This window comes from Proteiniclasticum sp. C24MP (assembly GCF_043951855.1).
GTDB lineage: Bacteria > Bacillota > Clostridia > Clostridiales > Clostridiaceae > Proteiniclasticum.
Map to the genome: position 1 here is coordinate 1 of NZ_JBINJW010000036.1, position 15837 is coordinate 15837.

The following is a 15837-nucleotide window of genomic DNA, read 5'->3' on the forward strand; positions in this document are numbered from 1 at the left end:
GTCTTTTTTCATGTTAGTGTATTCGAGCGGCAAATACTGTATAATATAGAATGGATTATATGAATGTTCGAGATTATAGTAAATGATGAGGTAATAATAGATGAAAGGTAAACTGATTGTAATAGAAGGAGTCGATGGTTCAGGCAAACAGACGCAGTCTGAAAAACTCTATCGTACGCTCCAGAATAAAGGGTTGAAAGTGCTGAAGATTGAATTTCCTGATTATAAATCAGAAAGCTCATCTCTGGTGAAGATGTATCTGAGAGGAGATTTTGGAAAAAATCCCGATGATGTATCCGCATATGTGGCGTCCAGTTTCTTTGCAGTGGATCGGTATGCCTCTTACACAACGAAGTGGAAAAGCTTCTATGAGTCCGGTGGGGTGGTCATAGCGGACCGTTATACTACTGCGAACATGGTGCATCAGGCTTCTAAAATCACAGACCAGAAGGAGAGGGATGCATTCCTGGAATGGCTTGCTCATCTGGAGTTTGAAATGTACGGGATTCCGAAACCGGACCTGGTCTTCTTTCTGGATGTGCCTCCGGAGGTGTCCATAGAGATCACAAAGGAGAGAAAGAACAAGATCACGGGAGAATCCGAAAAGGATATTCATGAAGGGGATCAGCATCATCTGGACACTTCCTATGAAAATGCGCACTATGTGGCAGATAAATACGGATGGACAAAAATCAGCTGCGTAGCAGGTGGGAAAATGCGTTCCAAGGATGACATCTTCAATGACATTTATCTTGAAACCGTTGATAGGCTATAAGGTTCGTTTCAATTTTAACTGAAATATAGTATAATAAAAGGTAACAATTGGAGGTGCTTAATATGAAACTGATAATCGCAATTGTCAATGATGAAGATGCCATCGACGTGATTGATTTACTGAACGAAAAAGGATACAGAGTAACAAAACTTGCGACCACAGGAGGATTCCTGAAGTCCGGCAATACCACACTCATGATCGGTATTGAAGCGGATAAGGTGGATACAGTTCTGGGAATCATCGAAGAGACATGCAAGACAAGACATCAGGTGGTTACGAATCCTTCACCTCTATCCACTACTACGGGTGTTTACGTACCTTATCCAGTAGATATCGAAGTAGGTGGAGCAACCATCTTTGTACTCGACGTGGATAATTTTATTAAGATTTAGCTTGGGAGGGTATTGCTTTTGATCGGATTTTTCAAACTTAGAGAGAGGTTTCTGAAAGCCATAAAAAACGATACCCTTTCTCATGCCCATATTATCATCGGACCCGATGGAATCGGGAAGTCCCTTCTTGTGGAAACACTTTCCAGGGAAATCCTGGGGTTCGGAGACAGGGATTCTGTTGACATCGTCAGAGTAAGACCTGAAAAGACCATTATAACGGTAAATCAGGTAAGAGAAGTTGTAATAGAAGCTTCGCTGAGACCGTATGAAGGGTACAAGAAAGTGATCATTTTCTATGAAGCCAATAAAATCGGTCAGGAAGCGCAGAACGCCCTTCTGAAGACCATAGAAGAACCGATGGAAGGAATCTATTTCTTCCTTTTGGCAGAAAATGAGATGTTCATGGCAGATACAATCAAATCCAGATGTCATATGCATAAACTGCTTCCCATGGATGAAATGGAAATGGAGGCCTATGTGGATCAGTTCGTACCTTCTTACAACGAGAAGGAAGAGAAACGGGTCGAACAGGAAAAGCTTACCAGTGAATTCGGCGGGAAAAAGATGAAGGTTGCGCCAGCTCATAAAATCACACTCTCAGAAGATGAAAAGAGAAAAGTGATTTCAGCATCCAGAGGGATTCCCGGAAAAGCGGAAAGAATCATATTGGGCGGACTGAAGGATGAAAGCATCACCGTATCTTTTGAACTGCTCACAAAGCTTGCTGAGGTGAAAAGAAGCAGAAAGAGAGTCTATTATCCTGTACTGGAGCTGGGTGAGAAAATCAGTCAGATGGAGCTCGAAGTGCTCTTTGATGATTTCACCTATGCGGTCAAAACCGTACTAAAGAAGAAATCGCTGGATGAAGATTCGATTCTGCTGGATGAGATCAAAGCCCAGACGGAATATCTGTCGAGAGAGCTCACATTCAACACGTTAGAGAAGTACCTGGAGATTTTCTTTGAGATGAGGAAGTATATCTCCCTCGGAATCAATATCAATAAAGATACGATCGTCAGCAGCTTATTGCTAAGATTGATGGAGGTTTAATATAAATGGTAAAAGTCATAGGTGTACGGTTCAAGAAAGCGGGGAAGATCTACTACTTCGATCCTCTTGAATACACCATAGAAAAGGATTCTGCAGTCATTGTGGAAACCGCACGAGGCGTTGAATTCGGTCAATGTGTAGTGGGCATCAGAGAAATCAGTGAAAAGGAAGTCTTTTCACCATTGAAGCCCGTGATCCGTGTGGCAAGTCCCGAAGACATTCAGAAACATATAGGAAACAGAGACAAAGAGAAAGATGCATTCGTCATATGCGAGAAGAAGATTCTCGACCATAAACTGGACATGAAGCTGGTGGATGTGGAATATACATTTGACAACAGTAAAGTGATATTCTATTTCACAGCGGATGGACGAATCGACTTCAGAGAACTGGTCAAGGATCTGGCGACGATTTTCAGAACGCGAATCGAGCTGAGGCAGATCGGTGTCAGAGATGAAGCGAAGATGCTTGGTGGAATCGGAATCTGTGGTAGAAGCCTGTGCTGCTCCACCTGGCTTGGAGATTTCAATTCCGTATCCATAAAGATGGCCAAAGAGCAGAACCTGTCCCTGAACCCGTCCAAAATCTCGGGAATCTGCGGAAGGCTCATGTGCTGTCTGAACTATGAGCAGGAAGCCTATGAGGAGATCAGGCAGAGAATGCCGAAAGCCGGTTCCTATGTCAAGACGGAGATGGGCAAAGGATACGTGGTATCCAACAATCTGATCAAGGAAACCGTCAATGTGAAAATCAATCTTCCTGATGAGGAAGTCATTGAGACTTTCAGCATAAAGGATGTGACCATCCTGAAAGGTGAATTCGAGAATCCACCAGTGGAACCTCAGAATGAAGACGCCATGCCTAGAACGGCAAATGATAAGATCCCAAAGGAAAAGATCAGGAAGAAAACCAACAGTGACAACTGATCCGATTATAGGATAGAACAAGCTTCAATATAATAAGAGCAGTTACAATGTGATGAATCACTGTAACTGCTCTTTTCGCTTTCACTGGAACCTATTCCTGTTAATTGATTTTATCAGCTCTGATGATCAGATTCAGATCATCATTTATGCAGGTCTGAAGTGTGATCACTTCACCACCTCTTGTGGAGGTGAGATAGTTGTAGTAGTTCTTTCCATCACTGGGATTGACACCGTAGTCATCCACTTTGAAGATTCGTGTGATCTTATAGGTGGTAGGAGAGCCTTTCGCATCTGTCACGATGATGGTGTTTCCGGTTGATACATGAAGCATCACGGAAAATATACCTGGGTTGTGTCCGATGAAATGGGTGTTCTTTCCGTCAGTTCCTGAATAGGTGGCTGCTCCTCCCCATGTGGAAATGAGGCTGGAACTGCTGTCGATGATTCTCTGTCCATCTGACTGTCCACCGTTCTTGTAGGTGATGGCTTTGCCTCCGATATACATTTTATAAGCATCATAGGAAGGGGCTGCCGGCTGCGCTGGTTCTGGAGTCGGAGATGGAGCTGGAGCAGGAGCCGGAGCCGGTGTAGGAGCAGGCTCAGCTGGTCTGGTTTCCGGTGTGTTTTTCACCGTTTCAGGAGCTGGCTTATTTATGATGATTTCCGATAAATATTTCCCGGAAACATATCCTGTTTTTCCGGCATAAGCGACCTCAACCCAACCATTGCTGGCAGCTTTTGATACTTTCAGTTCTTCCGCCGCTGGAATGGAAATCAGAACAGCGTACTCGGTTCCTGGACCTTTTCTCATGTTCAAGGGTGTGGTGACCCATCTTGTATAGGATACATCCCTGAAAGTGATGAGATTCGCAGCGGGTGCAGAAGGGGCAGAACCTGCGGTGCTTGCATTAGCGGTTGTGTTGCTGCCTTGTCCGTTCTTGTCGACTGGTGTTGACTCGCTGTCGACACTTGCTGTCGTTTCTGTGAATGAAGCTGAGTTTCTGCTCTGAACGCTGTTTTCGTTCTCTGCAGATTTTATCGGAAAATTTTCTTCGGTTTCCTCGTTGATTTCAGCTGTTTCCCGGGTTTCTGTCTGATTCTGAAGCGTTTTTTGTGTATCAGCCTCATTTTCTTTGACAGAAGGTTTCTGGATTTCTTTGTCTTCGGTTTCCGATACAGACATCGTAGCCTGCGCGGAGTCGCCTTGTGCAATCATTGCAGCCTGAATCATTTTAGGTGCCATCACACCGACACCGAATATAAGTAGAAGTATTGTTGTAATACGTATTACTGATTTCAATTGATAACCCCCTCTTTGTCAGGGGTTAGAATATAACACCTCGAGGCAAAGGTCAATGGCCTCTGTTTTCAGTGGATGAGCAGTCTTATTCGGAAAATAAAGTGATGATTAAAAATGAATTGAGGAAATGCGGCAAGTGAATTTCATTATTTTAAGGAATGTTAATATTTAGATGATAGAATCAGAATAAACGGAACAGGAATAATTGACGGGTCAAGACACTTTCAATCACAGATTAAATTTGATATAATTTAATTGTGTGATAGTATATTAAAGTAAAAGGAATCGAGGTGAGAATCATGTCAATGGACAGCTTTTTCGGATCACTGTTTGATATGGTGGAAAACAGCAACAAAGAAATAGACCGATGCCCGAAGTGCAAGATCTCCTTTGGCGATTTTCAGAGAAGCGGACTGCTGGGATGCAGCTACTGCTATGAGCATTTTTCGAAATCATTGAATCCGACAATCAAGAGAGTGCAAGGCGGACTTACCCATACAGGGAAGATTCCAAAAGGCGCATCACAGGAAGTGGTCAGCAAGAGAAAGATAGATAAGCTGAAACTGAGGCTCAAAGAACTGATTACAGAAGAGAATTTTGAGGAAGCGGCTGTGGTCAGAGATGAAATTCAGGAACTGAAGAAAAGTCTGGAAGCAGGTGAAGCAGATGCTGAATAAGGAATCACTGGTTTTAAGAAGCAGAATCAGACTGGCAAGAAACGTGAAAACCCTGTTCTTTCCGCACAGACTCAGTACGGAAGTGGCAAGAAAACTTGTGGATCAGGTGGAAGATGCATTTTATGTAAGCAGAGCCATGGAAGATGGATATCAGACCCATCGCATGTGGGAGTTGGGCAGGACAGACCTGATGGTCGCTTTTGAAAAACATCTGGTCAGTGCGAAACTGATCAACAACAGCGATATAGCAGCCTACATCATAGACGAGAAGGAAGATGTGAGTCTCATGATCAATGAAGAGGACCACATCAGGCTTCAGGTCATGGGCAGAGATCTGGAACTGGAGGAGCTGTACAGGAAAGCATCAAAAATTGATGATCTTCTCAGTGAAAAGCTGGACTTCGCTTTCGACTACAATCTGGGGTATATCACAGCCTGTCCTACAAATCTGGGCACAGCCATGAGAGCTTCCGTCATGCTGCATCTGCCGGGATTCACCTTCACCGATAAGATTGGGTACGTGAGCCAGGCGCTGGCGCAGATGGGGATGACCATTCGTGGGATCTACGGCGAAGGCTCCCAGGCGGAGGGGAACATCTATCAGATTTCCAATGAAGTGACACTGGGTATGAAAGAAGAGGATATACTCTATAATCTGAAAGACACAATTGTGAAACTGCTGGATGAGGAGCAGGACCATCAGAGGAAGCTTCTGAATCAGTACACACTGGAAATGGAGGATAAGATCTTCCGAAGCATGGGCACGCTGATGAATGCGAGACTCATGACTTCAAAAGAAGCACTGTATCACCTGTCCCTGGTCAGAATGGGCATCGAGACGGAGCTTCTGAAGGGTATTGACATAGGGCTCATAGATGGGCTTATCATCAACACGCAACCGGGTATGATGAAAAAAGCCTATGGAACGGAATTGACGGAAAAAGAAAGAGATATCAATCGCGCGAAAATCATTCGCGGTATATTTTAGAGGAGGAACTTGTAAATGTTTGAAAGATTTACGGAAAGAGCAAAGGCTACGCTGATGCATGCGCAGAAAGAATCACAGCGTCTTCAGCATGGCTATATCGGTACGGAGCATATCCTGTACGGCATTGCAAGTGTGGAAGGGGCAGGAAGCAATCTGCTTCATGCGGCCGGAATCACAAAGGAAAGCGTGCAGGAAATGATCGAGGAGACACTGGGTCACGGGAACAATATGTTTTCAGGAACCGGGCAGCTTGCCCTGACCCCAAGAACGAAAAGACTTCTGGACAACAGCTTCAAAGAAGCGAGAAATCTGGGACAGAACTATATCAGCCCCGAACATATGCTTCTGGCGATACTTTCAGAAGAGGAAGGCGTTGCCTATGCAATCATCCAGAGTCATGGCATCGATATTTCGAAGCTGAAAAATGACATCATCAAGAGCTTCGGAAATCAGAGTGCTCAGACGGATGCGGAGACAAGAAGTCAGGAGAATTCGGAAACGCCTGCACTGGATCAGTACGGGAAGGATCTTACTGAAATGGCCAGAGATGGAAAGCTTGACCCTGTCATCGGAAGAGGGGAAGAGACGGAGAGAATCCTTGAGATTCTCAGCAGAAGAACCAAGAACAATCCTGTGCTGATCGGAGATCCTGGTGTCGGTAAAACCGCCATCGCAGAAGGTCTCGCTCAGAGAATTGTGAAAGGGAACATCCCGGAACTTCTGAAGAACAAAAGAGTGGTTTCACTGGATATTTCCCAGATGCTTGCAGGAGCGAAGTATCGTGGTGAATTTGAAGAAAGACTGAAGAATGTGCTTTCTGAGATCAAGAATACGAAAGATGTCATACTCTTCATTGATGAGATTCATACGATCATCGGAGCAGGTGGTGCGGAAGGTGCCATTGATGCTGCCAATATTCTGAAACCAGCACTGGCCAGAGGTGAAATCCAGGCCATCGGAGCTACGACCATTGATGAGTTCCGTAAGCATTTTGAAAAGGACAGTGCACTGGAAAGAAGATTCCAGCCGGTCCATGTAGGGGAACCTACTATCGAGGAAGCCAAACAGATTCTGAAAGGACTTCGAGATAAATACGAGGCGCATCACAGGATAAAAATCACCGATGAAGCATTGGATGCTGCGGTGGAACTGTCTGACAGATACATCACTGACAGATTCCTTCCGGACAAGGCCATCGACCTTATGGATGAGGCTGCAGCAAAGGTGAGGATTCAGAACCTGACAGCTCCACCAGATGTCAAGAGCATTGAGGAAGAGCTGAAGAATGTCCAGAAAGAGAAAGAAGAGGCGGTTTCCCTGCAGGATTATGAAAAAGCCGCAAAACTGCGAGACCGTGAAAATGAACTGAAGAAGACCCTGAACAACACCAAACATAAATGGAAGAGCGGTTCCATGGGAGACTCAAGTCTTGTGGTCACAGAGGAAGATGTCGCACAGGTGGTGTCAAGATGGACCAAAGTGCCTGTGAAGAAACTGACCGAAACAGAATCAGAGAAGCTGCTGAATCTTGAATCGATACTGCATGAAAGAGTGGTCGGCCAGGAGGAAGCGGTGAATTCCATATCGAGAGCGGTGAGAAGAGCGCGTGTGGGTCTCAAAGATCCGGACAGGCCCATCGGATCCTTCATATTCCTCGGACCGACAGGAGTCGGCAAGACGGAGCTATCCAAAGCACTGGCTGTGGCCATGTTCGGGGCGGAGAAAGCAATGATTCGAATCGATATGTCTGAATATATGGAGAAACATACGGTCTCCAGACTCATCGGATCACCTCCTGGATATGTGGGATATGATGAGGGTGGTCAGCTTACAGAAGCGGTGAGAAGAAATCCGTACTCCGTGATCCTCTTTGATGAAATTGAGAAAGCGCATCCGGATGTATTCAATGTGCTGCTTCAGATTCTGGAAGATGGAAGACTTACAGACGGACAGGGGAAGACCGTTAATTTCAAGAATACCATCATCATCATGACATCCAATGTGGGAGCTTCCACCATCAGAAAGCAGAAGACGGTGGGATTCAGTATTGCTTCGGACAAGAACACGGAAGAATACGACCGTATGAAGGAAAACATCATGGATGAACTGAAAAAGTCCTTCAGGCCGGAATTCCTCAACAGAATCGATGATACCATTGTATTCCGGTCACTGACCAGTGAAGATCTTGAGAAGATCACAAAACTCATGCTGGATGAAGTTTCCGCTAGGATTGCAGAAAGAGAGATCTACCTGCAGTTTACCGATGAGACCATGAAATTTATGACCAGAAGCGGATATGATATGACCTATGGAGCAAGACCTCTAAGAAGAGCCATCACAAAAGAGCTTGAGGACACCTTGTCGGAAGAGATGCTGAAAGGGAATATTGTGAAGGGTGATGAAGTTCTGGTAGACATCAGGGACGAAAAACTTTTCTTTACAAAGGTAGGCCAGAGAGAGGTCCATGTGGAAAAGAGAACAGGTACGAATCCTGAAATGGAAGAAATGAGAGAGGAAACTGATCCATCAGAGGAATCTCAGGAAAAATAAATGAATCAATTCCAGGGTTTAATGATAAATTAAACCCTGAGGTGTAAGATGAACCCACAATCGGTGCTTTTTTAAATAAAAACAGACTGATTGCGGGTTTTTCTTGATGAAGGGGGCATATTATGGCAAAAGCGAAAACACAATACGTCTGTCAGAATTGTGGAACCACAACGGTGAAGTGGGTGGGGAAATGTCCTGACTGCGGAGAATGGAATTCATTTGTGGAAGAGACAGTGCAGAGTGAGCCCAAGAGGCTTCAGGGAATATCCAATAAAAGCGATCCCAAGCTCATTGGAAATATCGTTTCCGGGGATAAGGAAAGATATGATACAGGAATCCATGAACTGAACAGAGTGCTGGGCGGAGGCCTGGTCAAGGGGTCACTGACGCTTATTTCAGGGGATCCTGGAATCGGGAAATCCACGCTCCTTCTTCAGTGCGCGAATCAGGTTTCTCTGAAGTATGGAAGTGTGCTGTATGTTTCTGGTGAAGAATCAGAAGAACAGATCAAAATCAGAGGTGATCGCCTTGGGGTCGTAGCAGAAAAGCTCTACATCGTTTCAGAAACCTCCCTTGAAGTGATTGAGAGTCACATCAGGGATCTGAAACCTGCTTTTGTCATCATCGATTCCATTCAGACCATCTATTCTGATAGAGTGACATCTGCACCAGGCTCCGTATCTCAGGTAAGAGAGTGCGCCAATGGTCTGATGCGTATCGGTAAAATCATGGGCATTCCTCTTTTCATCGTGGCTCACGTGACAAAGCAAGGGGAGCTTGCCGGTCCCAGAGTCCTTGAACATATGGTGGATTCTGTGCTTTATTTTGAAGGAGAAAGAACAGAAGAAATCAGGATTCTCAGGACAATGAAGAATCGTTTCGGTACGACTTCTGAAATCGGCGTTTTCGAGATGGCTCAGGAAGGGCTCGTTGAAGTCTATGATCCCTCCAGAATTTTCCTGGAGGATCACATGGGCTCAAAGGAAGGTTCTGTGGTCATCGGAATCATGGAAGGCACAAGACCGATTCTCGTTCAGGTGCAGTCCCTTGTGGCTGAAACAAAAGCCGTGATGCCTAGACGGACTTCCTTGGGTATTGAGCTTCCGAGACTGAATCTGATACTTGCGGTTCTTGAGAAAAAACTGAGGATACCGTTTTATGCCAGCGATGTCTATGTGAATGTGGTCGGAGGCCTTTCGGTGGAAGGAACTTCCCAAGATCTGGGGCTTGCACTCAGCCTGGTTTCCAGCGCGAAAGGAAAGCAGCTCAAGTATGACAGACTCATTGCTGTGGGAGAAGTAGGACTTACTGGAGAAATCAGACCGGTGAATCATGTGGAGAGACTGATAAGTGAAGGGATGAAGATGGGGTTCGAGAATTTCGTTCTGCCGAAAAGAAGTCTTGAGAAGGTGAAGATCAAAGGAATCAACCTGATTGCTGTGGATTCTCTGAAAGAAGCTGTGAATAAATTATTTTAAAGAGTTTTTCTGTTAAAGTTAAGAATAAATAGCTATAATGATAGTATCATTCGAGTACAGTCTATAAACACATTTAAAAGTTATAAAGGAGGTGTAGATGTTGATTAGAAATATCGTAAGAGGAATAGTTACTTTAGTCGGTGCGATCACGGGTTATTTTGTGGCGCAGGGGATCCTTTCCACTCCATATCTGGATGATCTCGCATTTGCTGAAGGATTACCGTTTACCGCTGGACTTATAGTGGTAAGTATAATTATTTTTGGACTTATATTTTTTCTGTTATCATCTAAGATTTACAATTTGCTCATTTCAATCAATAAGATCATCGAAAAGAATCTTTCTGGCATGTCAGTGACGGAAATTCTTTTTGGAGCAGCAGGTGCGCTCATCTTTCTGGTGATCACCTTCTTCCTGGCCAGACCACTGGCAGACATGTGGCCTGGGGTAGGAGGTCTTCTGACTGTGCTGATCAATCTGCTGGCAGCGATGCTGGGCGCCAATGTAGCCATCAAGAAGAAAGATGAGATGATGGGTTTTTTCCATGGACTCAGAAACCGTAGCCACACACCCAAAGAGAGATCGGAAAAGGAAATCGAGAAAGCGGTCTATAATGGAACACCTAAGGTGCTTGATACATCAGTGATCATTGACGGTAGAATCTACGATATCTGCAAAACCGGGTTTGTGGAAGGAAAGCTTGTGATTCCGTTTTTTGTGCTGGAAGAGCTGCGCCATATAGCGGATTCTTCCGATTCATTAAAGAGAAATCGCGGAAGAAGAGGGCTGGATATTCTGAACAAGATTCAGAATGAACTTGACATCGAAGTGGAGATCTGGGAAAAGGACTTTCCTGAGATTTCCGAAGTGGATTCCAAACTTCTGAAGCTGGCAACAGTTCTTGGGGGGAAAGTTGTGACAAATGATTACAATCTCAACAAAGTTGCTGAATTTCAGAGAGTGCCTGTGCTGAACATCAATGAAATGGCCAACGCCGTTAAACCGATGCTCCTGCCGGGTGAGGAAATGAATCTTCTGATTTCCAAAGTGGGTAAAGAGCAGAACCAGGGAATCGGGTATCTGGATGACGGAACAATGATTGTGGTGGAAGACGGCAAGAGATATGTCGGTGACACGATTTTCGTGATTGTGACATCTGTCCTGCAGACAGCAGCAGGTAGAATGATATTCGCAAAACCAAGGGTGGATTAGTATGGTCATCGCACTGATTGTTTCCGGAGGCAAGGGGGTCCGTATGGGCAGCAGTATCCCGAAGCAGTTTCTGGAGCTGGACGGTATTCCTGTGCTGATCAGAACACTGATGGCTTTTGATGCCGTTGAGGAGATCGATCAGATGGTGCTTGTTCTTCCTGAGAAATATATTTCCTACTATGATTCTCTGGGGTATAAACCTGTAACACCGCTCACGCTGGTGCCCGCAGGGAAAGAACGACAGGATTCGGTTCGTAACGGTCTCTTGAAAGCGAGTGAGCTGGATGAGGACTCCATGGTGCTCATTCATGATGGGGTAAGGCCTCTTGTGTCAGCCGAAGCCATTCGGAATGGAATTAAGTATGCAGGAAAATATGGAGCTTCTGCCTGTGGTGTCCATCCGAAAGACACCATAAAAGGCGTCGATGAAGAGGGATTTTCCACTGGAACCCTCGACAGAAACCGGTATTTTCTGATTCAGACGCCTCAGTGTTTCCGTACAAAGGAAATTCTTCATGGTCATGATGAAATTCTCAAGCAGAAGAAACCAGTGACGGATGACACTATGGTGTATGAAGCGTGTTATGGTCCCGTATACCTCTACGAAGGTGATTATGCGAATATCAAGATCACCACGGAAGAGGATCTGCTGGTGGCTGAACAGATTTTATCGAGAAAATGAATATCCCAATGTTAAATATTAGATAGTAAAAGGAGTACATGTTATACGGAGGTATAGCGTGTACTCCTTTGGCGTTCAAGTGTTTTAAGAATGTAAGTATAGTAAAGGAAGGGGCTAATTGTTAAATCATTCATAAAATGTTAACGTTTATATTGAAATTCTATTCGACTTGAGCATAATTTAATGTTAAAATATTCGTAAAGGATTACAGAACAGATAGTTTTGTGAAAAATAAGTAATTTGAAGTTAGGAGAGCTTATGCGGAGTGATTTATTACAGATGCTTAAACAGTATCCAATAATTGCCGCCGCAAAAGACGGACCTGGTTTGGATGATGCTTGCAGATCGCAGATCAGAATTGTTTTTATTCTTTTTGGAGATATAGTCAATTTGCCAAGTATAATTAAAAAAGCTAAAAATTGTGGGAAACTTGTCTTTGTGCATCTGGATCTTATCGAAGGTCTGGAGAATAAGGAAATCGCTGCAAAATATGTGAAAGATTATACTGAAGCTGATGGTGTTATTTCTACAAAATCTAATGTCATAAAGGCTGCCAATGAACTAGGTCTTATGACGATTCAAAGATTTTTTGTATTAGATTCCATGGCTTTGGAGAAAGCGAAAAAGCATATGGAATACACTTATGCAGATGCCTTTGAAGTTCTACCGGGGGTCATCCCCAAAATCATTAAAAAGATTTCTTTGCTGACAAGAACACCAGTGATTGCTGGAGGACTGATAATCGACAAAGATGACGCATATTCCGCTCTCAATTCGGGAGCAACAGCAATTTCAACAACTAACAAAAGTTTGTGGAATTTGTAGTAGAGTGATAGAGAAAGCTACAAGCTTATTAAGTTTGTGGCTTTTTATATACAAATAATTACCAGGGGGGTACAAAATGAAAAAGTACGTTATCGCACTTGACCAAGGAACAACCAGTTCCAGAACTATCATTTTTGACAAAGAGCAGAACATCGTAGGTGTTGCTCAGAAGGAATTCACTCAGATTTATCCTAAGCAGGGCTGGGTAGAACATGATCCTAGGGAAATCTGGTCATCACAGTATGGTGTTCTGAATGAAGCTATGGCTCGTTCAGGTGTCAGAGCTGATGAAGTTGCTGCCATCGGTATCACAAACCAGAGAGAAACAACAGTGGTTTGGGATAAGAACACAGGCGAACCAGTATACAATGCCATCGTCTGGCAGTGTAGAAGAACATCCAACATCTGTGACGACTTGAAGGCAAAGGGCCTTGGAGACTACGTCAGAGAAAACACAGGTCTGCAGATTGATGCTTATTTCTCAGGAACTAAGATCAAGTGGATTCTGGACAATGTTGAAGGAGCTAGAGAAAAGGCTGAAGCTGGAGACCTTCTTTTCGGAACAATCGACACATGGCTTCTTTGGAAGCTTACCGAAGGTAAAGTACATGCAACAGACTACACGAATGCTTCAAGAACAATGATCTACAACATCAAGAAACTGGAATGGGATGAAAAGCTTCTTCAGGAGCTGAATATTCCAAGATCCATGCTTCCAGAAGTCAAGAAATCTTCTGAAGTTTATGGCGAAACCAACATCAATGGTGTTATGGTTCCAATAGCAGGTATGGCTGGTGACCAGCAGTCCGCTCTTTATGGACAGACATGTTTCACACCTGGTGAAGCGAAGAATACATATGGAACAGGATGCTTCCTGCTTGTTAATATCGGTGAAGAAATGAAGCTTTCCGAAAATGGACTTGTAACTACAATCGCAGCTACATCCCATGACAAGGTACAGTATGCTCTTGAAGGTTCCATCTTCGTTGGTGGAGCAGTTATTCAGTGGATCAGAGATGAACTGAAACTCATCTATGATTCAAAGGATTCCGAATACTTCGCAACTAAAGTTAAGGACAACGCAGGTGTATATGTAGTTCCAGCATTCGTTGGACTCGGAGCACCACACTGGGATCAGTATGCTAGAGGAGCAATCCTTGGACTGACAAGAGGAGCAAACAGATATCATATCATCAGAGCAGCTCTTGAATCCATCGCATATCAGACAAAGGACGTTCTGGTTGCAATGGAAAAAGATGCAGGAATCGAACTTCAGAATCTGAAGGTAGACGGTGGAGCATCTGCTAATAACTTCTTGATGCAGTTCCAGGCTGACATCCTTGACAGAACAGTTCTTAGACCAGTTATCGCAGAAACAACAGCTCTTGGTGCTGCATATCTTGCAGGACTTGCAGTTGGATTCTGGGCTAATGAAGATGAAGTCAAGACCAAGTGGGCAATTGACGGCGAATACAACCCAGATATGAAGGCAGAAGACAGAGATGTTCTATATGCTGGATGGGAAAAGGCTGTTAAGAGATCCATGGACTGGGAACTCAAATAAGACTCTCAAAAAACTGAATCTATACATCTCTATGCTGAGCGTTCAGCATAGAGATGTTAATAGATAACAGTCAGGAAATGATGAAACAGGAAGCCGACAATAGAGTGAATGACGGTTATGAAGACCGAAAACGATAAGGAGATGAAATTCATGATAGGTTTGATATTGGTATCCCACAGTGAAAAAATTACTGATGGAATCAAAGACCTTGTTGTAGAAATGACGAAGGACGCAGTCCCAATCGTTTCAGCAGGGGGTACTACAGACGGAAGACTGGGTACAAGTGCGGATAAGATCGTTGAAGCTATCAATGAACTTTCAGGATGCAATAATATATTGATATTTACAGACATTGGAAGTTCTATAATGAGTTCAGAAATTGCATTAGATCTAGTTGATGAAGATCTGAAAGCGAAATGTATTCTTGTAGATGCTCCGATCGTTGAAGGTGCTTTCGTGGCTGGAGTCCAATCTATGGTCAGTGATGATGTTGAATCGGTTCTTGACGAGGTAAAACTGACTAAGCAAAACAAATTTTAGTTGAACATCAACTGAAAAAAACACAAAAAGAGAGGAGATATACTATGAAATTTGCAAGAAGTACAGTAGGTTTTGCCATTGCTGGTATGTTTGTTATGAGCATATGGGGCGACTGGGCCGGAGCTTACGGGAATATCGGTGGCTGGTTTGCAGCTTTAGCTATTATCGGACCTATGTGGTTCATGAACCATTACATTGGTGTAATTGACAATCCTGGGGACCATGCGTTTGTAGATATGGCATGGGGAATTGCTTGGGTTGGTATTATGAGAGATGTATTTGGTGTTGGTGGAAACAGCTTTGATCTTGGAAGATTAGTAAGCTCATTACCAACTATTGGATTATTAACTGTAGGCGCTGCATTGGCTGCATTGGCAATTAATGCTTTCAACAAAATAGAAGCGAAGTAAGGATAGGAGGTACAAATAATGGAACTAGGTCAAATAATTTCAACAATTGTAGGCGGATTTTTATTTCCATTCCTGATTGCTACTATGTGGGGCAGAATGGTTGAAGCATTCGGACCAATAGGTGGCTGGATGGCAGCTGCATTTATCGTTGGTACCATGTGGGCAATGAATCATGGTCTTGGAATGATCTATCAGTCAGGTACAGCCTGGGTTGATATGGCATGGGCAGCTGGTACAGGTTTATTCCTTGCTGACGTCTTTGCAGGCAAGAAAATCAATGGAAGTACAATCCTTGCAGGTATCCTTGGTGGTATCATAGGTGGATTTATTCTTTCAACATTCCTATAAAATATAAGAACTTTAAAAAGGATGCGATTTCGCATCCTTTTTTTTTGATGGATGATGATATACAAGAACTCCATCTTTTCGTTATAATTAATTAGGAAAGAATGATAATCGTGGGCAAAACA

At 43.8% G+C, this 15837-nt stretch carries 16 protein-coding genes; 15 read left to right on the forward strand and 1 reads right to left on the reverse strand.

Features of this window, described 5'->3' with window-relative positions; genetic code table 11:
* Positions 1–100: 100 nt before the first annotated feature.
* From ACHAL6_RS14715 to ACHAL6_RS14730, 4 genes are all read left to right on the forward strand, one after another.
* The gene (locus tag ACHAL6_RS14715) at positions 101–775 is read left to right on the forward strand and encodes a dTMP kinase (RefSeq protein ID WP_395271419.1); all 675 of its coding nucleotides are present in this window, start codon (positions 101–103) and stop codon (positions 773–775) included.
* Between the two features lie 62 nt (positions 776–837).
* Positions 838–1167, forward strand: a complete 330-nt coding sequence (locus ACHAL6_RS14720; protein ID WP_207599342.1) for a cyclic-di-AMP receptor — start codon at positions 838–840, stop codon at positions 1165–1167.
* A gap of 18 nt (positions 1168–1185) precedes the next feature.
* Positions 1186–2217: an AAA family ATPase gene (locus ACHAL6_RS14725; protein WP_395271420.1), complete on the forward strand. Its 1032-nt coding sequence runs from the start codon at positions 1186–1188 to the stop codon at positions 2215–2217.
* 5 nt (positions 2218–2222) lie between these two features.
* Positions 2223–3143: a stage 0 sporulation family protein gene (locus ACHAL6_RS14730; protein ID WP_395271421.1), complete on the forward strand. Its 921-nt coding sequence runs from the start codon at positions 2223–2225 to the stop codon at positions 3141–3143.
* A gap of 100 nt (positions 3144–3243) precedes the next feature.
* Here the strand turns inward: ACHAL6_RS14730 and ACHAL6_RS14735 are convergent, their stop codons facing one another.
* Positions 3244–4443 carry an SH3 domain-containing protein gene (locus tag ACHAL6_RS14735; RefSeq protein WP_395271422.1) on the reverse strand — a complete coding sequence of 400 codons (1200 nt, stop codon included), beginning with the start codon at positions 4441–4443 and terminating at the stop codon, positions 3244–3246.
* Positions 4444–4742: 299 nt separating this feature from the next.
* Here ACHAL6_RS14735 and ACHAL6_RS14740 point away from each other — a divergent pair, with 299 nt between their 5' ends.
* From ACHAL6_RS14740 to ACHAL6_RS14790, 11 genes are all read left to right on the forward strand, one after another.
* Complete coding sequence (locus ACHAL6_RS14740; RefSeq protein ID WP_395271423.1) at positions 4743–5120, forward strand: UvrB/UvrC motif-containing protein; 378 nt, start codon at positions 4743–4745, stop codon at positions 5118–5120.
* Positions 5110–6108 carry a protein arginine kinase gene (locus ACHAL6_RS14745; protein ID WP_395271424.1) on the forward strand — a complete coding sequence of 333 codons (999 nt, stop codon included), beginning with the start codon at positions 5110–5112 and terminating at the stop codon, positions 6106–6108. Before ACHAL6_RS14740 ends, ACHAL6_RS14745 begins: the two co-directional genes overlap by 11 nt.
* Before the next feature lie 15 nt (positions 6109–6123).
* Positions 6124–8658, forward strand: a complete 2535-nt coding sequence (locus ACHAL6_RS14750) for an ATP-dependent Clp protease ATP-binding subunit (RefSeq protein ID WP_395271425.1) — start codon at positions 6124–6126, stop codon at positions 8656–8658.
* Positions 8659–8780: 122 nt separating this feature from the next.
* Positions 8781–10136 carry a DNA repair protein RadA gene (radA, locus tag ACHAL6_RS14755; protein ID WP_395271426.1) on the forward strand — a complete coding sequence of 452 codons (1356 nt, stop codon included), beginning with the start codon at positions 8781–8783 and terminating at the stop codon, positions 10134–10136.
* Positions 10137–10236: 100 nt separating this feature from the next.
* A complete protein-coding gene (locus ACHAL6_RS14760; protein WP_395271432.1) occupies positions 10237–11346 on the forward strand; it encodes a PIN/TRAM domain-containing protein in 1110 nt (369 codons plus the stop codon).
* Position 11347: 1 nt separating this feature from the next.
* A complete protein-coding gene (gene ispD / locus ACHAL6_RS14765; RefSeq protein WP_395271427.1) occupies positions 11348–12028 on the forward strand; it encodes a 2-C-methyl-D-erythritol 4-phosphate cytidylyltransferase in 681 nt (226 codons plus the stop codon).
* A 258-nt stretch (positions 12029–12286) separates the two neighbouring features.
* Positions 12287–12853: a glycerol-3-phosphate responsive antiterminator gene (locus ACHAL6_RS14770; protein WP_395271428.1), complete on the forward strand. Its 567-nt coding sequence runs from the start codon at positions 12287–12289 to the stop codon at positions 12851–12853.
* Positions 12854–12929: 76 nt separating this feature from the next.
* Positions 12930–14417 carry a glycerol kinase GlpK gene (gene glpK, locus ACHAL6_RS14775; RefSeq protein WP_395271429.1) on the forward strand — a complete coding sequence of 496 codons (1488 nt, stop codon included), beginning with the start codon at positions 12930–12932 and terminating at the stop codon, positions 14415–14417.
* A gap of 150 nt (positions 14418–14567) precedes the next feature.
* A complete protein-coding gene (gene dhaM, locus ACHAL6_RS14780) occupies positions 14568–14957 on the forward strand; it encodes a dihydroxyacetone kinase phosphoryl donor subunit DhaM (protein WP_395271430.1) in 390 nt (129 codons plus the stop codon).
* Positions 14958–15001: 44 nt separating this feature from the next.
* Positions 15002–15367 (forward strand): Lin0368 family putative glycerol transporter subunit, encoded by a 366-nt coding sequence (locus ACHAL6_RS14785; protein WP_395271431.1) that lies wholly within the window; start codon positions 15002–15004, stop codon positions 15365–15367.
* Between the two features lie 18 nt (positions 15368–15385).
* The gene (locus ACHAL6_RS14790; RefSeq protein ID WP_207599330.1) at positions 15386–15715 is read left to right on the forward strand and encodes a Lin0368 family putative glycerol transporter subunit; all 330 of its coding nucleotides are present in this window, start codon (positions 15386–15388) and stop codon (positions 15713–15715) included.
* Positions 15716–15837 lie beyond the last annotated feature (122 nt).